The organism is Streptomyces sp. NBC_00162, assembly GCF_024611995.1.
In the GTDB taxonomy this organism is placed as follows: Bacteria; Actinomycetota; Actinomycetes; order Streptomycetales; family Streptomycetaceae; genus Streptomyces.
The window spans coordinates 4688319-4709466 of sequence record NZ_CP102509.1; the positions used below are offsets into that span (position 1 = coordinate 4688319).

The window sequence follows — 21148 nt, forward strand, 5'->3', positions numbered from 1 at the left end:
CTGCCGGACCACCGGAACATCTGTCCCCGCTGTCCCACGCGTTACCGAGAGGTTGAGCCGATGACGGACCCCGCCGCAGTGGAACGGGACGCCGCCGAGGCTGCCTCGGCCTTCTCCCATCCGGCGGTCGCGCCGGACGCGACCGCCGCGTACGGGGAACACCCCGACCAGGTCGTCGACTTCTACGCCCCGCGCGGCGCGGGCAAGGGCCCGGTTCCGCTGGTCGCCCTGCTGCACGGCGGCGCGTGGCGGGCCCCGTACGACCGTCAGCACGTGACCCCGTTCGCCGACTTCCTGGCCCGGCAGGGTTTCGCGGTCGCCAACGTCGAGTACCGGCGCGGCCGTTCCCTGCCGCAGCAGGGGGCGGAGGGCCCGGTCGCGGGGCGCTGGCCGGAGACCTTCGACGACGTAGCCGCCGCGCTGGACGCCCTCCCGGGCCTCGCCGCGGCCGCCCTGCCGCAGGCCGACGTCCGCCGCCTGGTCCTCACCGGCCACTCGGCCGGCGGCCACCTCGCGCTGTGGGGCGCGGCCCGGCACGTGCTGCCGTACGACTCCCCGTGGCGGCTGCCTTCCCCGCCGCTGCTGCGCGGCGTGGTGGCGCTGGCCCCGATCGCGGACTTCGCGGTGGCGGAGGAACTGGGCGTGTGCGGTGGCGCGAGCGCGCAGCTGCTGGGCGGCCCGGAGCACTTCGCGCCCCGGCTGCCGTTCGCCGACCCGGCGTCCCTGCTCCCGACGGGCATCGCGACTGCGGTGGTACAGGGCCGCGAGGACATCGTGGTCCCGCCCGCGGTGGCGGAGTCGTACGTGGCGGCCGCGGCGAAGGCGGGGGAGATGGTGGGCCTGACCCTGCTGGACGGGGTCGGTCACTTTCCGCTGATCGACCCGGCGGCGGACGCGTGCGCGGTGGTGGCCGAGGAGATCTCGCAGCTGGCCTGGTAGGGCCCGGCCACGCGGAGCGGTACGGACCGGGCCGACCGATAATCGGTTCAGGTCGGGACAGAGCCGGGCCAATTCCCTCGCCCGGCCCGATCCCCCGGTGATCCCACCCCCGCTGCTATGTAGGCTGTGCGCGAGCTCCACGCTGAGCGCGTTCAAAAGCTAAAAAACGGGGGGTTCGGTGCGCAATCGCCGACTCGCAATGTCCGCTGCCGCCGTCGTGGCGGCAAGCATCGGTTTCATACCCGGCGCGGCTCAGGCCGCTGATCCGGTCAAGCCCGCCGCGCAGGCGGCGGGAGCACCCGCCGCCGACCCGGCAGAGGGTGCCGCGGCAGGGTTCGGGACCTTCACCAGCACCGCCACCGGCAGCAGTGCGCAGCTGAGTGTCTTTCTGAGCGCCCGGATGTCGTCGGCGTACGGCTTCGAGCTGACGACCTCGCTCAACAGGGGTACCCCGCCGCTGGACACCACCATCGACTGGGGTGACGGGACCACGGAGACGATCGTCGCCTCCGGTTCTTCGGAGACGCGGACCAAGCACACCTACAAGCAGCTCGGCGAGTACACGATCAAGGCCACTGCCGTCGATCCGGTACTCGGGACGCAGGGCACCACGGAGGTCCGGGTCAAGACCCTGGGCTCGGAGTTCACCCCGTACGGCCCCACCCGACTGCTGGACACCCGCAGCGGCACGGGCGCCGTCAAGGGCAAGGCCGAGGCGTACTCCTCGACCCGGCTGAAGGTCGCGGGGAACGGCGGCATCCCCACCGGGGTCACCGCCGTCGCCCTCAACGTGACCGCCACCAACACCACCAGCGGCGGGCACGTCAGCGTCTTCGCCTCCGGTACCACGCGGCCGACCGCGTCGAACATCAACTTCGAAGCCGGGCAGACCGTCCCGAACCTGGTGATCGCGAAGGTCGGCGCAGACGGCTACGTCGAGCTGTACAACGGCGGCTGGGAGCCGGTCGATCTGATCGCGGACGTCACCGGCTACTTCGTCCAGAACGAAGCCGGCGGGTACGCCCCGCAGGCTCCGGCCCGGGTCGTCGACACCCGCTACGGGACCGGCACGCAGCGCGGTCCGCTCGCCGGCCAGGGGTCCTTCACCGTCAAGGTGGCCGAACCGGGCGCCACCGCCGTCGCGCTGAACGTGACGGTCACCAACCCGCAGGAGGCCGGTCACCTGACCGTCCACCCGGCCGGGCAGGCGGCGCCGACCACGTCCAACGTGAACTTCACCGCCGGGCAGACGGTCGCCAACTCGGTGATCGTGCCGGTCGGCAAGGATGGCGAGATCACCGTCCGCAACGGCGCCTGGGCCCCGTCCGACGTCATCGTGGAGCTGGTCGGCACGTACAGCACCGCGAGCAACGGTGCCTACGTGGCGGTCACGCCCGTCCGGCAGATCGACACGCGCGAGAGCTGGTCCAAGGGGCCGTGGCCCACGCGCGGGTACCTCTGGCAGGCCTTCTCGCTGGAGCAGGAGGCCTGGGTGCTGAACACCACGGTCACCAACACGCACGGCGCGGGCTTCCTCTCGGTCGCACCGGACCCCAACGCCAGCATCGACTACTACGACAAGACCGCCGTCACCCCGGAGCGTCCGGTGTCCTCCACCCTGAACTGGACGGCGGGCAAGACCGTTGCCAACCTGGTTCAGGCGAGCGCCGGTGACAACGGCATCGTCGACTTCTGGAACCAGGGCTGGGACCGCGCCGACCTGGTCGTCGACATCTTCGGCTACTACGACAACTCATAGCCGAGCAGTGCTTTGAGGCGTCCCGGGACCGGCCCACCGGCCCATCGGCCCGTCGGCCGTTCCCGGGACGCCGTATCCCTCAATCCGCACGCACGTGAAAAGAAATGGGGTTCGGTGCGCAACCGCCGACTCGTCATGTCCGCTGCCGCCATCGTCGCGGCCGGCATCGGTTTCATACCCGCCACGGCCCAGGCCGCCGATCCGGTCAAGCCGGCCACGCACGGTGTGGCCGCCTCCGGCGTCGACCTGGACAAGGCCGCGGCGTCGAGCTTCAAGAAGTTCAGCAGCCCTGCCGACCGCTCGGTCCGCAAGAGCCTGCCGGGGGCCCAGAACAAGGCCGCCGCCACCGCCCAGGCCGAGGGTGCCGTCGCCGGCAACCCGGACCTGGCGATGGTCCTGAACGCCGGCAGCGACACCGCGCACGGTCTCGCCCTGTCCACCGAGATCATCAGCGCACCCGCGTCGCTCAGCATCACCATCGAGTGGGGCGACGGCAAGAAGGACACGACCACCGCCGGTGGGTCCACCACGCTGGAGAACCGGCACACGTACGCGGAGCTCGGCGAGTACACCGTCAAGGTCATCGTGACGGACACCGCGAACCAGGTCGAGGTCGTCAACACGCTCCCGATCCAGACCGCGGGCTCGGACTTCACCCCGTACGGGCCGACCCGTCTCCTGGACACCCGTAGCGGCATCGGTGCCACCAAGGGCAAGGTCCCCGCGCGCGGCACGGCCCGCCTGAAGGTCGGCGGCAACGGCGGCATCCCGAACGGCGTCACCGCCGTCGTCCTCAACGTGACCGTCACCAACGCCACCCAGGCCGGTCACGTCACCGTCTTCGGCTCGGGCCACGACCAGCCGACCACCTCGAACGTCAACTTCGAGGCCGGTCAGACCGTCCCGAACCTGGTCATCGTGCCGGTCGGCAAGGACGGCTACGTCGAGCTGTTCAACGGCGGCTGGGAGTCGATCGACCTGCTCGCCGACGTCACCGGCTACTTCACCCGGTCCGCGTCCAGCGGCTACACGTCGATGACGCCGGCCCGCTTCGTCGACTCCCGTACGGGCCTCGGCACGGCCAAGGGCCAGGTCGCCGGCCAGGCGGTCTTCAGCACGCAGATCAGCGGCCTGCAGGGGGTGCCCCAGGGCGTCAGCGCCGTGGCGCTGAACGTGACGGTCACGAACCCGAAGGAGACCGGTCACCTGACCGTCTTCCCGAGCGGTCAGTCGGCGCCGTCCACGTCCAGCCTGAACTTCACCGCCGGCCAGACCATCGCCAACTCGGTGATCGTGCCGGTCGGCGCTGACGGGAAGATCAGCCTCCGCAACGGCGCCTGGGCCGGGGCCGACGTCATCGTCGACGTCGTCGGCTACTACAGCCTGGCGAGCAACGGCTCCTACATGCCGCTGGAGCCGGGCCGGATGCTCGACACCCGTGACCCCGAGAGCCCGATCTACGGGGCGCTGCCGGCCCGCCAGTACTACGCCCTGGAGATCTCCGGCGACGAGCCCGGCATCGCCGGCTACGTGCTGAACACCACGGTCACCAACACCCAGGGCGCCGGCTTCCTCTCGGTTGCCCCGGACGTGAACCGGATCGACGACTACAACAACGGCACCGCGGTCCCGGTCGCGCGGCCCGGAGCCTCGACCCTCAACTGGACGGCGGGCAAGACCGTCCCGAACCTGGTCCAGGCGAGCGCCGGCTCCGTCGGCGTCGTCGACTTCTGGAACCAGGGCTGGGAGCCCACGGACCTGATCGTCGACATCTTCGGCTACTACGAGACCAAGTAGCTGCACGCACCAGCGCCCCGGGACCGGCCGTCGAGGCCGGACCCGGGGCGCTGTTCTACCTCCGACACACATACGCACCTGAACAGAAAAATGGGGGGCCGGTGCGCAATCGCCGACTCGTAGTTTCCGCTGCCCTCGTGGCGGCGGGTATCGGTCTGATCCCGGGCATGGCCCAGGCAGCAGGTCCGGTGGCACCCGCAGGGCACGGCGTGGCCGCGTCCGCAGGGACTCTGGGCAAGGCCGGGGTGCAGGGCAAGGCTGAGCCGGTCCGCAGTGCCGCGGACCGTACGGTCGTCACGTCCCAGGCGGACGCGGCGGGCAACCCGGACCTCGCGATCGAGCTGCACGCCTACAACAACTCCGCGCACGAGATCCTGCTGGTCAACAACGTCAAGAGCGCGACTGCCGCGCTCGACGTCACCATCGCCTGGGGCGACGGGGCCACGGACACCTACGCCGCGTCCGGTGCCGACGTGCAGAGCAAGACCCACATGTACGCCGAGGTCGGCACGTACCCGGTCAAGGTCACGGTGAAGGACACGACGAACAACGTCACGGCCGTGAACGAGGTCAAGTTCGTCACGGCGGGCAGCGAGTTCACCGCGCACGCGCCCACCCGGCTGCTGGACACCCGCGAGGGCGTCGGCGCGGCGAAGGCCAAGGTCGGTGCGAAGGGCATGGTGGCCCTGAAGGTGGGCGGCAGCGCCAAGATCCCCGCCGACGTCGCCGCCGTGGCCCTCAACGTCACCGTCACCAACGCCACGGACGCGGGCCACATCGCGGTCCAGCCCGGCAAGGACTACCTCCCGCCCAAGACGTCCAACCTCAACTACGTCGCGGGCCAGACCGTCCCGAACATGGTGATCGTGCCGGTCGTCGACGGCTACGTACACATGGTCAACGGCGGCTGGGCGCCGGTCGATCTGATCGCTGACGTCACCGGCTACTTCACCCACTCCGCGGCCGACGGCTACGCCCCGCTGACCCCGGTCCGCGCCGTCGACACCCGCCAGGGCCTGGGCACGGCCAAGGGCCAGGTCGCCGGATACGGCACGTTCGGCGTCGAGATCGCGGGGCGCAACGGCGTCCCGAAGGGTGCCACCGCCGTGGCGCTGAACCTGACGGCCACCAATCCGCAGGAGGCCGGTCACCTGACCGCCTACCCCAGCGGGCAGACGGCGCCGTCCACGTCCAGCGTGAACTTCTCGGCCGGCCAGACGGTCGCCAACTCGGTGATCGTGCCGGTCGGCGCTGACGGGAAGATCGCCATCCGCAACGGCAGTTGGAAGCCCGCGGACGTGGTGATCGACGTCGTCGGTTACTACAGCCCCGACAGCGCTGCCGCCTTCCGGCCGGCGGACGAGCCGTTCCGGTTCATCGACACCCGCCAGGACGCCTGGTACCGCACCGCCGGGCCGGTGCCGGCGCGTGAGTACCTCCTCCTGCCGCTCATGGGCGATTCGGCCGAGCCCGTCACGGCCTGGGTGCTGAACGCCACGGTCACCAACACGCGCGGTGCGGGCCACCTGTCGGTCGCCCCGGACCCGAACACGTGGACCGACTACCAGAAGGGCCTCCAGGTCAGGCCGGAGCGGCCGGGCTCCTCCTCGCTGAACTGGACGGCGGGTGCGACCGTCCCGAACCTGGTCCAGACGTCCGGGGGCAAGGGAGACGTCATCGACTTCTGGAACCAGGGCTGGGAGCCGGTCGACGTGATCGTCGACTGCCTCGGCTACTACGACACCAAGTAGAACCAGCTTCCGAACCTGATCGAGCATCGACAGAAACATGGGGGACCGGTGCGCAATCGCCGACTCGTAGTCTCCGCCGCCCTCGTGGCGGCGGGTTTCGGCCTGATCCCGGGCACCGCCCAGGCGACGGGTCCCGCTCCGGCGGGTCCCGCGCCCGCGGGCCACGGGAAGGCCGCTCCGGGCGTGGACCTGGACAAGGCCCGGGCTGCCGCCGCCCTGACCTTCGCGAGCCCTGCCGACCGTACGGTCCGTACGCTCCGTACGGCGCCGTCGGGCGGCCAGAACAAGGCCGTCGGGGCTGGGGCGGAGGCAGGGGCGCAGGCTCAGGCACAGGCCGCCGAAGGAAATCCGGGCCTCGCCGTCGCGCTGGCCGGATCGAGCCAGACCGCGCACGGACTCGACCTGGAGTCGACCGTCACGAGCGCCGACGCCTCGCTCGACATCAGCATCGCCTGGGGCGACGGGACCGCGGACCGGGTCACCGCCTCCGGCTCGACCGTGCTGACCAACAGCCACAGCTACGCCGAGGTCGGCACCTACACCGTCACGGTGTCCGTGTGGGACGCGACGAACAAGGTCTCGGCCGTGAACAAGACCGAGATCGTCACGGCGGGCTCCGACTTCACGCCCCACGCCCCCACCCGGCTGCTGGACACCCGGGACGGGACCGGCGCGGCGAAGGCCAAGGTCGGGCCGTACGGAATGACCGCCTTGAAGATCGGCGGCGTTGGCAAGATCCCGGCCGGCGTCACCGCCGTGGCGATCAACGTCACGGTCACCAACGCCACCTCCGCCGGGTACGTCGCGGTCCAGCCAGGCAAGGACTTCTTCCCGCCCACCACGTCGAACGTGAACTACGTGGCCGGCCAGACCGTCCCCAACCTGGTGATCGTGCCGGTCCACGAGGGCTATGTGCACCTGGTCAACAGCGGTGCCGGATCGGTCGACCTGATCGCGGACGTCACCGGCTACTTCGGCCGGACGGAGTCCAGCGGCTACACCTCGCTGGCTCCGGTCCGTTTCGCCGACACGCGTGAGGGCCTCGGCACGATCAAGGGCCAGGTCCCCGGCTACGGCACGTTCGGACTGGACATCGCCGACCGCCGGGGCGTTCCGAAGGGCGCCACCGCGGTGGCCCTGAACATGACCGTCACCAACCCGAGGGACGCCGGGCACCTGACCGCCTTCCCGAGCGGGCAGGCGGCGCCGTCGACGTCCAGCGTGAACTTCTCGGCCGGTCAGACGGTCGCCAACTCGGTGATCGTGCCGATCGGGTCCGACGGCAGGATCAGCATCCGCAACGGCGGCTGGGCCCCGACCGACGTGGTGGTCGACGTCGTCGGCTACTACAGCCCCGACAGCAAGGCGGCCTTCATGCCGCTCGTCCCGAACCGGCTCCTCGACACCCGCAGCTGGGCCTACGGTCCGCTGCCGGCCCGCGGCTACGTTCCCCTGCCGATCTTCACCGGTTACCCCGGTATCGAGGGCTACGTGCTGAACGCCACGGTCACCACGACCCGCGGAGACGGCTTCCTGTCGGTCTCGCCGGACCCGAACACCTGGGACCTGTACGAGAACGGCACCGCGGGCTGGCCCGAGCGGCCCGTCTCGTCCACGCTCAACTGGACGGCGGGCTCGACCGTCCCGAACCTCGCCCAGGCGAGCGCGGGCAAGGGCAGCGTCATCGATTTCTGGAACCAGGGCTGGGACGACATCGACCTCGTCGTCGACATGTTCGGCTTCTACGAGAAGAACTGATCCACCGGCGGACACGGGGATGGGGCGGCGGGCGCGGGTGCGCCTGCCGCCCCATCGGGGGGTACTGCTTAGAGGAACGAGTTGATCTCGATCGTCTCGGTGCGGCCCGGGCCGACGCCGATCGCGGAGATCGGGGCGCCCGACATCTCCTCGAGGGCCTTGACGTACGCCTGGGCGTTCGCCGGAAGGTCCTCGAAGGTCTTCGCCTTGGTGATGTCCTCCGACCAGCCGGGGAGGTATTCGTAGATCGGCTTCGCGTGGTGGAAGTCCGTCTGCGAGTACGGGAGCTCCTCGACGCGCTTGCCGTCGATCTCGTACGCGACGCACACCGGGATCTGCTCCCAGCCGGTCAGCACGTCCAGCTTGGTCAGGAAGAAGTCGGTCAGACCGTTCACGCGGGTGGCGTAGCGCGCGATCGGCGCGTCGAACCAGCCGCAGCGGCGGTCACGGCCGGTGGTCACGCCGCGCTCGCCGCCGATGCGGCGCAGGTCCTCGCCGTCCTGGTCGAACAGCTCGGTCGGGAACGGGCCGGCGCCGACGCGGGTCGTGTACGCCTTCAGGATGCCGATCACGCGGCTGATCTTCGTCGGGCCGACACCCGTACCGGTGCAGGCGCCGCCCGCGGTCGGGTTCGAGGAGGTGACGAAGGGGTACGTGCCGTGGTCGACGTCGAGCAGGGTGCCCTGGCCGCCCTCGAAGAGCACGACCTTGTCCTGGTCCAGCGCGTTGTTGAGGATCAGGGTGGTGTCGGCGACGTAGCCCTTGATCTGGTCCGCGTACTGGAGCATCTCCTCTACGATCGCGCCGGCCTCGATCGCGCGGCGGTTGTAGAGCTTCGCGAGGAGCTGGTTCTTGCCCTCGAGGGCCGCTTCGACCTTCTGGGTGAGGATCGACTCGTCGTAGAGGTCCTGGACGCGGATGCCGATGCGGTTGATCTTGTCCGCGTAGGTCGGACCGATGCCGCGGCCGGTCGTACCGATCTTGCGCTTGCCGAGGAAGCGCTCGCCGACCTTGTCGAGGGTGACGTTGTACGGCGTGATCAGATGCGCGTTGCCGCTGATGAGCAGCTTGGAGGTGTCGATGCCGCGCTCGTTCAGGCCGCGCAGCTCGGAGAGCAGGACGGCCGGGTCGACGACGACACCGTTACCGATGACCGGGGTGCATCCGGGGGAGAGGATGCCGGAAGGGAGAAGGTGCAGTGCGTACTTCTGGTCGCCTACGACAACCGTGTGGCCGGCGTTGTTGCCACCCTGGTAGCGCACTACATAGTCAACGGATCCACCGAGCAGGTCGGTGGCCTTTCCCTTGCCCTCGTCACCCCACTGAGCTCCGAGCAGCACAAGAGCGGGCACAGGCGTACACCTCTTCCGGATGGGGCATGTCCAAGGTCAGGGGGCGTACGACGATGTACACCGCAGGCTGAGCCGTCGGACCGGTACCCCGGAATAGACGAAGGCCCTGGCGCAATAGCGCAAGGGCCTCTTGCACAAAGATGCTACCCGAGGAAGGACCGAGGTGTCGGCTCCAGAGCCCACCATGAGCCACGCGGGCGCGCCGGTAGGCGGCCTGCTCGTGCTCGTCGACCCGGTCGCCCGCCGTCTTGACGGCGAGTCCGTGCGGATCGCGAAGGATGTTTTGTCAGCGGGCGCGGCAGCGAAAATCTGCCTCCCGGACTCGCAGGAGGAATTTGCGCGGGCGCTAGCCCGCCGGGGTCAACGGCGGCTGGTGATCGTGGGCGACGACCGGGCTCTGGTGCGCGCCGTGGGGCTGCTGCACCGGGAACGGGGGCTGGCGGAGGGGCCCCTTTCGCTGGTCCCGGTGGGTCCCGCGGGGTCGCTGGGGCTGGCCGGGGCGCTCGGCGTGCCGCTGTCCGCCGTCGCCGCGGCGCGGGCGGTGCTGGAGGGGTCGGTACGGATGTGCGACCTGCTGGTGGACGACAGCGACGGGGTGGTCCTGCAGTCGCTGCGGATCCCGCCGCTGCGGGCGGCGGCGGCAGCCAGGCCTCCGGCCGGGCCCTCGGTGTGGAGCGCGTACCGCTCCCTGGTGCGGACGCTGGTCCGACCGGTGGCCGGACCGGGCGTTGACGCGGCCCGCCTGCGGCTGCGGGTGGAGGCGGACGGGGTGGTGCTGGCGGATGTGGACCGGCCGGTGGAGGAGGTCTCGGTGACCACCGGGGAGGATGGCGGCCTCGCGGAGGTCGTCGTCCGTACGGGTGGCGGCGGCGCCGGTTCGGAGGTGTCGGCGCGCGCGAAGACGGTCTCGGTGTCGGGCACGGACTTCCGCTACCGGGCCGACGCGGCGATGACCGGGCCGGTCCGGCGCCGCACCTGGACCCTGCACCCTTCGGCGTGGGCGCTCACCGTTCCCCGGTGAGGCCCCAGTGAGGCTCCAGTGAGGCCCCAGTGAGGGCGCCGGTGAGCCGGGCGGGCCCTGCGGGACCGGCCCGGCCCGCCGGGCCGGGCGGGTGAGCCCTGCCCGGCCTCAGCCCAGGTTCAGGGTCTTGCGGTAGTCCCGCCAGCGGTCCATCAGACCCAGCAGCTCGCTCTGCATGAACTCGAAGAACGCCGCCGTCTCGGCGATGCGCGCCCCGGCCGGGGAGTCGGCGCCCAGGCCTGCGGCGCCCTCGCGCAGGGTCTTCTCCCACAGGGTCACCATCTGGTCCTTCCGCGTGAAGGTCTCGTACCAGAGCTCGTTGTGCAGGACGTACCGGTCCCGCCGGGAGCCTGGTTCGCGTTCGCGGCTGACCATGTTGACCTGGGTCAGGTAGGACACGGCCCCCGACACCGCCGCCGGGCTGATCTGGAGCGCCTCGCCGAGCTCCGCCGAGGTCATCGCGCCCTGGTCGCTCGCCAGCAGCCGCGCGAAGACCCGCGCGGCCATCCGCTGCATCCCCGCCTCGGTCAGCTGCGCGGCGAACCGCTCCACGAAGCGGGAGACCGCCTCTTCGTTCCGTACTGCCGGTGCCGCCGGTACTGCCATGTCGTCCGCCACCTTCCAAACTTTATACGATTCCCTAACTTCACAAGTTTGTGAAAATAGCGTACGTTCAGAAACATGACGAAGGCAATCAGCGTCGCCGGACTCCACAAGGCGTTCGGCCGCACCCGCGCACTGGACGGACTCGACCTCTCCGTCGCCACCGGCGAGGTCCACGGCTTCCTCGGCCCCAACGGCGCCGGGAAGTCCACGACCATCCGGGTCCTGCTGGGCCTGCTGCGCGCCGACTCCGGCACCGCCGAACTCCTCGGCGGTGACCCCTGGGCCGACGCCGTGGCCCTGCACCGCCGCGTCGCCTACGTGCCCGGCGATGTCACCCTGTGGCGCAACCTCTCCGGCGGCGAGGTCATCGACCTCTACGGGCGGCTGCGCGGAGGCCTCGACCGGGCCCGGCGCGCCGAGCTGACCGACCGGTTCGAGCTGGACCCGACCAAGAAGGGGCGTACGTACTCCAAGGGCAACCGGCAGAAGGTCGCCCTCGTCGCCGCCTTCGCCTCCGACGTCGATCTGCTCATCCTCGACGAGCCCACCTCCGGCCTCGACCCGCTGATGGAGGAGGTCTTCCAGGCCTGCGTCGCCGAGGCCCGCGCCGCCGGGCGCACCATCCTGCTCAGCTCGCACATCCTCAGCGAGGTCGAGACCCTCTGCGACCGGGTCAGCATCATCCGCAAGGGCCGCACCGTCGAGACGGGCACGCTCGCCGACCTCCGCCACCTCACCCGTACGGCGATCAGCGCCGAGCTCGCCGGTCCGCCGAACGGCATCGCGCACCTGCCGGGCGTGTACGACGTGCAGGTGCAGGGCCTGAAGGTCAGCCTCCAGGCCGACACCGACAAGCTGGACGCCGTCCTGCGCTCCCTGACCGCATCGGGTGTGCGGTCGCTGACCTCGACCCCGCCCACCCTCGAAGAACTGTTCCTGCGCCACTACACCGAGGACTCCGCACGCACCGACGGGGCGAACGAACGATGAAGAACCAACTGGCGGGCACCGGCGCGCTGCTGCGCCTCGCCCTGCGCCGCGACCGCGTGATGATGCCGGTCTGGGTCCTGGTCACCGCCCTGCTGGTGGTGAGCATGCCGGGCTCGCTGGGGAGCGTGTACGGCACCGCCGCCGAACGCGCGCAGGCCGCCGCCTCGATGAACGCCAACAGCTCGATGCGCGCCCTGTACGGGCCGGTCTTCGGCGACTCGATCGGCGGGCTGACGGCCTGGCGGATCGGCGTCTACGGTGCGGTGCTCGCGGCGGTGATGAGCCTGATCGTCGTCGTCCGGCACACCCGGGAGGAGGAGGAGACGGGCCGTCAGGAGATGGTCTCCGCCGCGATGGTGGGGCGGCGCGCGCCGCTGACCGCCGCCCTGCTCGCCGCCCTCGTGGCCAACGTGTGCGCCGCCCTGCTCATCGCGGGCGGACTCGCGGGGCAGGGCGCGCCGGGGGCCCTGGCCCTCGCGCTGGCCATCGCCGGTACCGGCATGCTCTTCGCCGGCATGGCGGCCATCGCGGCCCAGCTGACCGAGACGGCCCGGGCGGCCAAGGGGATCACGGCCGCCGTGCTCGGCGCCGCCTTCGTCCTGAAGGCGGCGGGCGACGCCGGTACGGCCGACGGGACTTCGGCGCTGACCTGGGCCTCGCCGCTCGGCTGGGTGGAGAACGTACGGGCCTTCGCCGTCGAGCGGTGGTGGGTGCTGGTGCTGCTCGCCGCCGCCGTGGTGGTGCAGGCGGGTGTGGGGTACCTGCTCGCCGAACGGCGTGACGTGGGGCTGAGCTTCCTGCCGCCCCGGCCGGGCCCGGCCGAGGGGCGGCTGGGTACGGCGGGCGCGCTGGCCTGGCGTTTGCAGCGCGGCAGCCTGATCGGCTGGGGCCTTGGATTCCTGGTCGCCGGTGTCGTGTTCGGCGGTATGGCCGACGGCGCCGCCGACGTGGTCGGAGGCAATGAGAAGACCCGCGAGATCATCGAGCGGATGGGCGGGCAGGGCGGGCTCACGGACGCCTTCCTCGCGACGATGGCCGGGATGTTCGGCCTGGTGGCGGCCCTGTACATCGTCTCGGCGGTGCTGCGCCTGAGCGGCGAGGAGTCGGGGCAGCGCGCCGAACCGCTGCTCGCGAACGCGGTCGGCCGGCTGCGCTGGGCGGGCGGTCACCTGGCCGTGGCCTTCGGCGGGTCGGCGCTGATCCTGCTGCTGGCGGGGCTCGGCCTGGGCATCGGGCACGGGCAGGATGCGGGGGCGGCCGTAGGTGCCACGCTCGCCCAGCTCCCGGCGGTGTGGGTGATCGGGGCGCTGGCCGCCCTGCTGTACGGCGCGGTCCCCCAGTACGCGGTGGCCGCCTGGGCGGTGGCCGGGACCGCGCTGGTGCTGGGCTGGATCGGCCCGGCGCTGAACCTTCCGGGGGCGGTCCTGGACCTCTCGCCCTTCGCCCACCTGCCGAAGCTGCCGGGCGCGCAGGCCCTGACCTGGGCCCCGCTGCTGACGCTGACCGGCCTCGCCGCGGCCTTCACGGCAGCCGGCCTGGCCGCCCTCCGCCGCCGGGACCTGGCCGCCTAGGCCTCGCCCGCGTAAGACGCCCCGCCTAAAACTCGACGAGCAAGCGCTCCAGTCCCCGGATGACGTACCCGTCCCGCCACTGCGGCTCCTCGACGAGTCTCAGGGGCGGGACTCCGGCTGCCAGCAGCGCCCCGAAGGAGGCCTCCAGCTCCCGGCGCGCCAGCGGCGCACCCAGGCAGTAGTGGATCCCGGCCCCGAAGGCCAGGTGCGGATTGTCGGCCCGTACGAGGTCCAGTTCGTCGGGATCGGCGAATCGCGCGGGATCCCGGTTCGCGGACCCGAAGAGCAGCGCGACCTCGGCTCCGCGGGCGATCTCGGTGTCCCCGATCCGGATGTCGTCGAGGACCCAGCGCTCGAACATCTGGAGGGGCGTGTCGTAGCGCATGAGTTCATCCACAGCTGTGGACAACTTTTCGGGATGCGGATCCGTGCGCAGGGCGGCGAGCTGCCCGGGATTGCGGAACAGCGCCCACCAGCCGTTGACGGTGGTGTTGACGGTGGCCTCGTGCCCGGCGTTCAGCAGGAGCACACAGGTGGAGATCATCTCCTGCTCGCTGAGCCTCCCGTCCTCATCGTGAGCGGAGATCAACCCGGAGATCAAATCCTCGCCGGGGCGTGCGCGCCGTTCGGCGATCAGCCCGCGCAGGTACGCACTGAACTCGACGCTCGCCCGCACCGCACGCCGCGCCGTCTCCTCGTCCGGCCGGAGCTCGAACATCCCGCAGATGTCCGCCGACCAGGGCCGCAGCAGCCCCCGGTCCGCCTCCGGCACGCCCAGCAGCTCCGCGATCACCGCCACGGGCAGCGGCTCGGCAACCACGGTGAGCAGATCCCCGCCCCCGTCCGCGAGCAGCTGCCCCACCAGCTCCCCGGCCATCCGCTGTACGGCGGGCACCAGCCGCTCCACCGTCCGCGGGGTGAAGGCCTTCGCGACCAGCCTGCGCACCCGCGCGTGCGCGGGATCCTCGAGGTCCAACAGGCCGTTCCCGTTGAGCACGTGAAAGGCCTCGTGCTCCGCCGGCGGGGCCTCGCGCCCGAACTCCTCGTGCGAGAACCGGTGCAGATAGGTCCTCCCCAGCCGCCGGTCCCGCAGCAGCGCACTCACATCGGCGTAGTGAGGCACCAGCCACTGCCCGGTGGCCTCGCACCACACCGCCCGCCCCTGCTCCCGCAACTCCCGGTACGCCGGATACGGATCGGCGACGAACGCGGCATCCCACGGATCAAAGCCCATTCCCGCAGCCTACGACGGAGTCACCAGCCGGGTCTCGTAGGCGAACACCGCCGCCTGGGTGCGGTCCCGCAGGCCCAGCTTCACCAGGATCCGGCTCACGTGGGTCTTGATCGTGGACTCCGCGACGATCAGCCGGCCGGCTATCTCCCCGTTGGACAGACCCTGCGCGATCAGCACCAGCACTTCCTTCTCCCGTTCCGTCAACTCGCCCACCCCCGCCGGATCCGCGACCCTCGGGGTCTCGGCGAGCTTCGAGAACTCCGCGATGAGCCGCTTGGTCACCGACGGTGCCAGCAGCGCCTCCCCGGCAGCCACCACCCTTACGCCGTCGGCCAGCTGACGGGCCGACGCGTCCTTGAGCAGGAACCCGGAGGCCCCGGCCCGCAGCGCCTGGTACACGTACTCGTCGAGGTCGAAGGTCGTCAGGACCAGCACCTTCGCGTCCGTGTCGGCCGCCACGATCTCCCGCGTCGCCTCCAGCCCGTTCATCTGCGGCATCCGGATGTCCATCAGCACCACATCCGGACGGAGCGCCGCCACCTGCGCGATGGCCTCACGGCCGTCGACGGCCTCGCCGACGACCTCGATGCCCTCCATCGCGTTCAGCAGGACGGAGAACCCCTCCCGCACCATCATCTGGTCGTCGACGATCAGCACCCTGATCGTCATGCCGCCCCCGTCTCCTTCTGCGACGGGGACCCGGACCCGCCCCCGGAGCCCGATTCCGCCACCGGCTCAGTACGGTTGCGCACCGGTATGAACACCGCCACCTCGTACCCGCCCGCCGCCGTGCCGCCGGCCGTCATCTCCCCCTCCAGCATGGCCACACGCTCCCGCATCCCGGTGATCCCGTGCCCGGCCCCCGGCGAGGGCCGCACGTCCCCGGTCGCCGCCCCGTTGACCACGCGTATCCCCAGGCCGCCCAGCACGTACGAGACCTCTACCGCGGCGGTCGCCCCCGGCGCGTGCCGCAGCGTGTTGCTCAGGGCCTCCTGGATGATCCGGTACGCCGACAGCTCCACACCCTGCGGCAGCTCCCGCACCGCGCCCGTGACCGTCTTCTCCACACTCAGCCCGGCCTCCCGCACATTGGCCAGCAGCCCGTCCAGCGAGGCCAGCGTCGGCTGCGGGGCGTCCGGAGCCTCGTAGTCCGCGGAGCGCACCACGCCCAGCACCCGCCGCAGTTCCGTCAGGGCCGCCACCGCGTTCTCCCGGATGGTGACGAACGCAGCCTCCAGCTCCGGCGGCGGGTTCTTCACCCGGTACGGCGCGGCCTCCGCCTGGATGGCCACCACCGACATGTGGTGCGCCACCACGTCGTGCAGCTCCCGCGCGATCGTGGTCCGCTCCTCCAGCAGGGTCCGCTTGTCCCGCTCGACGGCCGTGACCTCCTGCTGCGCGCTCACCTCCGCCTTGGCGGAGCGGCGTATCTGGACGCTGCTCGCGATCGCCAGCGCGAAGGCCGAGGTCACCGCCATCTGCGGCAGGCCGGTCCCGTACCCGTTGCCGAGCAGCACCGACATAGTGAAGCCGAGCGCGAGGGTGAGCGTCCACATCCAGGCCGCGACCCGCGGACCGGTCCGCAGGGTGACGAGGACCATGACCACGAGGTAGGAGAGGAAAGAGCCCGGGCTCCAGGGCCAGTCCGGGCCTCCACCGACCACGGCGAGCACCAACGTCATCGCCACGGCCGCCCACCATGCGGCCACCGGCCGCACCAGCGTCATGAGGACCGGGACCGCGGCTATGAGCCCCATGGCGAACCTGCCGGCTTCGCCGATGTAGGGCGAGTGCGTGGTGCTCGTGAACACCAGGACGAAGAACGCCAGCGCCCCCACCGCTGCATACTGCCTCCACGGCGCGTGCCGGCGTATCACCTCGGGAAGCCTCCGCACGAAGCGCCCGGGCGTCTCCACCAGCGGCAGAGGCCGGTAGGCGAAGGCATCGGTGAAGAGGTCCTGGCGCAGGGTCTCGATCACCCCCGATGCCAGTCGGATTTCAGGCGTCCGGGCTGTTCCCCCGGTGGTCGTCTCGGTCATACGCACAACCGTAGGTCCGTGCCACCCTGGTCCGCGTCGCCACCGAAGGGGATTTCCCCAGGTCCCTCTCAGGTACTACACGGGTGACATCAGTAGCCCGTCGGACGGACCAGCCCCGTCTCGTACGCGAACACCGCCGCCTGGGTCCGGTCCCGCAGGCCCAGCTTCACCAGGATCCGGCCCACATGGGTCTTCACCGTCTGCTCCGCCACGGTCAGGTGCGCCGCGATCTCCGCATTCGACAGGCCCTGGGCCACGAGCGACAGGACCTCGGTCTCCCGCTCGGTCAGCTCGTCGATCCGCGCCCGCGACGGCGCGCGCGGCGCCCCCAGCCGGGAGAACTCCGTGATCAGCCGCTTCGTGATGTTCGGCGAGAGCAGCGCCTCGCCGGCCGCCACCACCCGCACCGCCTCCGCGAGCTGGTCGGCCGAGGCGTCCTTGAGCAGGAACCCGGAGGCCCCGGCCCGCAGCGCCTCATACACGTACTCGTCGAGGTCGAAGGTGGTCAGCACCAGCACCTTCACGGTGGCGTCGGCGGCGCCCGTGATGACGGACGTGGCCTCGATGCCGCCCATCCCCGGCATGCGGATGTCCATCAGCACCACGTCCGGTCCCAGCTCACCGACCTTGGCCACGGCATCGGCCCCGTCGACGGCCTGGCCGACCACCTCGATGTCGGGCTGGGCGTTGAGAAGCACGGTGAAGCCCTGCCGGACCATCATCTGGTCGTCGGCGATCATCACCTTGATCGGGGTGCTCATGAATCCCTCGTCGTCTCGGGTGCGGAGCCGCCGGGCACGTCCTGCGGATCCATCGGAAGTACGGCGGTCACCTCATACCCGCCGCTGGGCAGCGGACCGGCGGCCAGTTCGCCCCCCAGCATGCCTGCCCGCTCCCGCATCCCCAGCAGCCCGTGCCCCGCACCCTGCGAAGGCGGGGCCTGCCGGCTCGGCGCGGTGTTGGCGATGCACAGGTGCAGGTCGCGCGGCCCGTACGCGATGCCGACCTCCACGCGTGAACCGGGCGCATGGCGCAGGCAGTTGCTCAGCGCCTCCTGCACGATCCGGTACGCGGTGAGCTCGACGCCGGGCGTCAACGGCCGGCGTATGCCCGCGATCTCGGTGGTGACGTTCAGACCGGCCCCGCGCACGTTGTCCACGAGGCCGTCCAACTCGGCGAGGGTGGGCTGGGGTTGGTGGGGGTTCGCCGGATCGTCGGGGTTCTCGGATCGCAGCACTCCCAGGACGCGGCGCAGCTCGGTCAGGGCCTCCAGCGCGTTCTCCCGGATGCCCGCGAGGTTCTCCTTGAGCTCCTCCGACGGGTTCTCCACCAGGTGCGGGGCGACCTGCGCCTGGATGGAGATCACCGACATGTGGTGCGCGACGACGTCGTGCAGTTCGCGGGCGATGCGGCTGCGCTCCTCCAGCAGGGTCCGCCGGGCCCGCTCCTCCTCGGTGAGGGACTCCTGCTCGACGAGCTTGCCGCGGGCCAGGCGCGTCGCGCGGAGCGCGTAGCCGAGGACGCCGACGAAGCCGAAGAGGAGGGCCATGCCCGCGATCAGCGTCTGACTGTTCGGTGGCCTGAAGGCCGTTTCGGCCAGCCCGGAGTAGAGGATCGAGACGCCGACGACCGCGATCGTCACCCGGGGCGGCACCCGCAGGGCCACCAGGAGGATCAGCGGTGCGAACGTGAAGGCCCCGGCGGGTGTCCACGGCCAGGACTGGCCCTGACCGACGTGGCCGTAGATCGTCCACGCGACGAGGGCGGCGGTGACGAGGCCGAGCCACCAGCCGGCGAGGGGCCGGAACATCCCGAGCACGATGGAGGCACCGGTCAGGAGCGCCATCGCGACGACCGGGCCACCCGTGACCCCGTAGTGGTCCTCGAGCTGTTGGACCGTGAGGGCGCATGACACCACGGCCCCGTAGACGACGAGCACATGCGGCAGCCAGGCCAGCCAGCGCGGCCGCGACATGCGGGGAAGCGGGTCCCACTCCAGGGTGAGCAGCTCCCGGGCCAGGCCGCGCAGCGCGGGACGCCCGCTACGGCTTTTGAGGGCGTCGGGTACCGGGGACTCGCTCGGCTTCGTCACGGGCTCCAGCCTAGGCATGGGTGATTTCCTTGACGGGGGCCGTCCCCTGGTGGTGGGAGCCGGTGACGACGCGGGTGCTGCTGGTCCCCGGCTTCGGGCGCCCGCCCCGCTCGTACGTACGGAACGCGGCCCAACACACCGTCAGGGCAGCGGCGAACACCGGCAGCCACAGCAGTCGGGCCGGTATCCACAGCAGGGAGTCGGGCACGGTGTGCAGCCCGGGCAGGTCCGCCGGAGCTAGCAGCCCGAGGGCGGTGACGGCCATCATGGCGGTCTGGTGCCAGAGGAAGATCGTCATGGCGGAGAGGTTCACCAGAGCCACCTTCGCCCAGGCTCCCGGCCGCCGCATGGCCCGGGCCAGCGGCTCGCGCACCAGCAGGGCCAGCCCGCACTGGGCCAGGCCGAAGGCGACCGCGGCGAGCGTCGGCGGGTTCAGGTTCGATACGGCGGCCCCGGGGACACCGACCATCGAGGCCGGGTAGCCGCCCCACAGGATCAGCGCGGCCGTGGCCACGGTGCCCGCGGCGAGCAGCAGGAGCGCGGTCCGGCGCCGGGCGAACGCGCCCCGGGACCAGGCGGCGCCCAGGGTGTAGGGGACGAGCCAGCCGGCGGCCACGTTGACCCAGCCGGTCCACTCGGGCCCGCCGAGCCCGAAGCGCCACAGGTCGACCCCGGCCACCACGGCCAGCGGCCACAGCGGATGGAGCCGGGCCACGAGCGGGGTCGCCGCGGTCAGCGCGGCGAACACCAGCAGGAACCACAGCGGCGACAGCACCAGCTTGACCAGCGTCTGGACGGTGGTGACTTCCACTCCGCCGATCAGCATCCCGCCCGCCGCGACCGTCCACAGGGTGAGCACGGCGGCGACCGGGCGGAACAGCCGCCCCAGCCGCCCGGCGACCCAGGTGCGGTACGAATCCCCGCGCTCCCGCGCCGAGGCGTAGCCCCGGGCGGCGACATGGCCGCCGACGAGGAAGAAGACGGCCAGTGTCTGGAACACCCAGGAGACCGGGGCCAGCCAGCTCGTGTACGCCAGCGGACTGGTGTTGCTCAGCCCGCCGTTGGCGGTGGTCAGGGCGGTGACCAGCCAGTGGCCCAGGACCACGCCGAGGATCGCGAAGGCCCTTAGCGCGTCCACGGTGCGGTCGCGGTCGGCCGGGGTGGCCGCGTCGATGCCCTTGGCCAGGACGGACCAGCGGGTGCGGAGCTCACGCATGGGAAGCCTCCGAGGCGGTGGTGGTGGCGGTGTCGGCGGTCGCGGTGCCGAGGACGATGGCGGCCAGGCTGTCCAGGGACTCGGTGCCGGGCTTGAGGTAGTCGCTGTGCCCGGCGGCGCCGGCGGCGAAGGCCCGTGCTCCGAAGGCGGGGTCGACGGGGTCGGTGCCGAAGCCGATCGCGCCGAGCCGGGCGTGCGGGACGTTGCCGATCCAGTCGTCGCTGCCCCGCCCGGCCCAGACCCGGGCCCCCGTCGGGAGGTCCCGGGCGGCATCGGCCCCGGTGCCCGGGCTGCCGAACAGGACCATGTCGGCGACCGCGGGCCCGGTCCCCGTACGGGCGCAGACCACCGAGCCGTAGGAGTGGCACAGGAGGGAGAGGCGGGCGCCGGGACCCGACACGTCCCCCAACCGGTCGAGGAAGGGCCCCAGTTCGGCGGCGGCCTCGTCGGCGCGAGCGGCGGTCAGGACGGTCGTGCTGACCGTGCCGGGGGTGTCGTACCCCAGCCAGGCGACCACGGCGGAGCGCGGATGCTCGGCCTGGAGGCGCTGCTGAAGGGAGACGGCCCCGGCACGGAACCTTTGGTAGGTGTCGAGCGTCGTGTCGGACCCGGGCACCAGGACGGTGACCCGGTCGGCGGTTTCCAGATCGCCGAACACCTCGACGGCCCGGCCCCGCCCGCGGCCGTCGAAGGCGAGGAACTGCGCCGTACCGGCCGCCTCCATGGCGCCCAGCTTCGCGGCCCGCCCGGTGCGTCCGGCGTCCGTGGCCAAACGGGCCGCTTCGGCGAGGTTGGCACGGTTGGCCGTGTACCGGTCGCGGGGCGCGGCGTCCTCGGCGAACGCCACGGGTATGGGCGCGGGGACGTCGGGAGAGGCGGCTGCGGACACCGGCAGCACGACGGCCGCCGCGACCAGCGCTGCCAGCAGGGTGCGGCGCAGCCGGCCGGTCGACCCGCCGCCGTGCGCCGTCGCAGTGGCCCTCTTGGTGCTCGTCGCCGTCCCCGCCGCCATGGTCTCTTCCT

Annotated in this window: 17 protein-coding genes; 8 read left to right on the forward strand and 9 right to left on the reverse strand. The window is 71.5% G+C overall.

Annotation, left to right across the window (positions count from 1 at the left end; genetic code table 11):
- Positions 1–60 precede the first annotated feature (60 nt).
- The 5 genes from JIW86_RS21900 to JIW86_RS21920 all read left to right on the forward strand — a co-directional run bounded on the left by JIW86_RS21900 (position 61) and on the right by JIW86_RS21920 (position 8004).
- Positions 61–939 (forward strand): alpha/beta hydrolase family protein, encoded by an 879-nt coding sequence (locus JIW86_RS21900; RefSeq protein ID WP_257555561.1) that lies wholly within the window; start codon positions 61–63, stop codon positions 937–939.
- Positions 940–1138: 199 nt separating this feature from the next.
- A complete protein-coding gene (locus JIW86_RS21905; protein WP_257555562.1) occupies positions 1139–2698 on the forward strand; it encodes a PKD domain-containing protein in 1560 nt (519 codons plus the stop codon).
- Positions 2699–2812: 114 nt separating this feature from the next.
- Positions 2813–4495: a hypothetical protein gene (locus JIW86_RS21910; RefSeq protein ID WP_257555563.1), complete on the forward strand. Its 1683-nt coding sequence runs from the start codon at positions 2813–2815 to the stop codon at positions 4493–4495.
- A 167-nt stretch (positions 4496–4662) separates the two neighbouring features.
- Positions 4663–6246, forward strand: a complete 1584-nt coding sequence (locus JIW86_RS21915; protein ID WP_257555564.1) for a hypothetical protein — start codon at positions 4663–4665, stop codon at positions 6244–6246.
- Positions 6247–6294: 48 nt separating this feature from the next.
- A complete protein-coding gene (locus tag JIW86_RS21920) occupies positions 6295–8004 on the forward strand; it encodes a PKD domain-containing protein (RefSeq protein WP_257555565.1) in 1710 nt (569 codons plus the stop codon).
- Positions 8005–8072: 68 nt separating this feature from the next.
- Here JIW86_RS21920 and JIW86_RS21925 read toward each other — a convergent pair whose 3' ends face one another.
- Entirely contained in the window at positions 8073–9356 is a 1284-nt protein-coding gene (locus JIW86_RS21925) for an adenylosuccinate synthase (protein ID WP_215143263.1), read from the reverse strand.
- Positions 9357–9540: 184 nt separating this feature from the next.
- Here JIW86_RS21925 and JIW86_RS21930 point away from each other — a divergent pair, with 184 nt between their 5' ends.
- On the forward strand, positions 9541–10377 hold the full coding sequence (locus tag JIW86_RS21930) for a diacylglycerol kinase (RefSeq protein WP_257559388.1): 837 nt from the start codon (positions 9541–9543) through the stop codon (positions 10375–10377).
- Between the two features lie 108 nt (positions 10378–10485).
- Here JIW86_RS21930 and JIW86_RS21935 read toward each other — a convergent pair whose 3' ends face one another.
- A complete protein-coding gene (locus tag JIW86_RS21935) occupies positions 10486–10983 on the reverse strand; it encodes a GbsR/MarR family transcriptional regulator (RefSeq protein ID WP_257555568.1) in 498 nt (165 codons plus the stop codon).
- 75 nt (positions 10984–11058) lie between these two features.
- Here JIW86_RS21935 and JIW86_RS21940 point away from each other — a divergent pair, with 75 nt between their 5' ends.
- Together JIW86_RS21940 and JIW86_RS21945 are read left to right on the forward strand one after the other, a co-directional pair.
- Positions 11059–11973, forward strand: coding sequence for an ABC transporter ATP-binding protein (locus JIW86_RS21940; protein WP_257555569.1), 915 nt, complete (start codon positions 11059–11061; stop codon positions 11971–11973).
- A complete protein-coding gene (locus tag JIW86_RS21945) occupies positions 11970–13544 on the forward strand; it encodes an ABC transporter permease (RefSeq protein ID WP_257555570.1) in 1575 nt (524 codons plus the stop codon). The genes JIW86_RS21940 and JIW86_RS21945 overlap by 4 nt, the downstream gene beginning before the upstream one ends.
- A gap of 25 nt (positions 13545–13569) precedes the next feature.
- On the opposite strand, the gene JIW86_RS21950 is transcribed toward JIW86_RS21945, so the two are convergent.
- The 7 genes from JIW86_RS21950 to JIW86_RS21980 all read right to left on the reverse strand — a co-directional run bounded on the left by JIW86_RS21950 (position 13570) and on the right by JIW86_RS21980 (position 21137).
- Entirely contained in the window at positions 13570–14778 is a 1209-nt protein-coding gene (locus JIW86_RS21950; protein ID WP_257555571.1) for a cytochrome P450, read from the reverse strand.
- Positions 14779–14787: 9 nt separating this feature from the next.
- Positions 14788–15447 (reverse strand): response regulator, encoded by a 660-nt coding sequence (locus JIW86_RS21955; protein ID WP_215143273.1) that lies wholly within the window; start codon positions 15445–15447, stop codon positions 14788–14790.
- Positions 15444–16817, reverse strand: a complete 1374-nt coding sequence (locus JIW86_RS21960) for a sensor histidine kinase (protein ID WP_257555572.1) — start codon at positions 16815–16817, stop codon at positions 15444–15446. Before JIW86_RS21960 ends, JIW86_RS21955 begins: the two co-directional genes overlap by 4 nt.
- A gap of 89 nt (positions 16818–16906) precedes the next feature.
- Positions 16907–17578, reverse strand: coding sequence for a response regulator (locus JIW86_RS21965; RefSeq protein WP_257555573.1), 672 nt, complete (start codon positions 17576–17578; stop codon positions 16907–16909).
- Complete coding sequence (locus tag JIW86_RS21970) at positions 17575–18909, reverse strand: sensor histidine kinase (protein ID WP_257555574.1); 1335 nt, start codon at positions 18907–18909, stop codon at positions 17575–17577. The genes JIW86_RS21965 and JIW86_RS21970 overlap by 4 nt, the downstream gene beginning before the upstream one ends.
- Before the next feature lie 10 nt (positions 18910–18919).
- Positions 18920–20125 carry an acyltransferase family protein gene (locus tag JIW86_RS21975; protein ID WP_257555575.1) on the reverse strand — a complete coding sequence of 402 codons (1206 nt, stop codon included), beginning with the start codon at positions 20123–20125 and terminating at the stop codon, positions 18920–18922.
- Positions 20118–21137: an alpha/beta hydrolase family protein gene (locus tag JIW86_RS21980; RefSeq protein WP_257555576.1), complete on the reverse strand. Its 1020-nt coding sequence runs from the start codon at positions 21135–21137 to the stop codon at positions 20118–20120. The genes JIW86_RS21975 and JIW86_RS21980 overlap by 8 nt, the downstream gene beginning before the upstream one ends.
- Between the last annotated feature and the right edge of the window lie 11 nt (positions 21138–21148).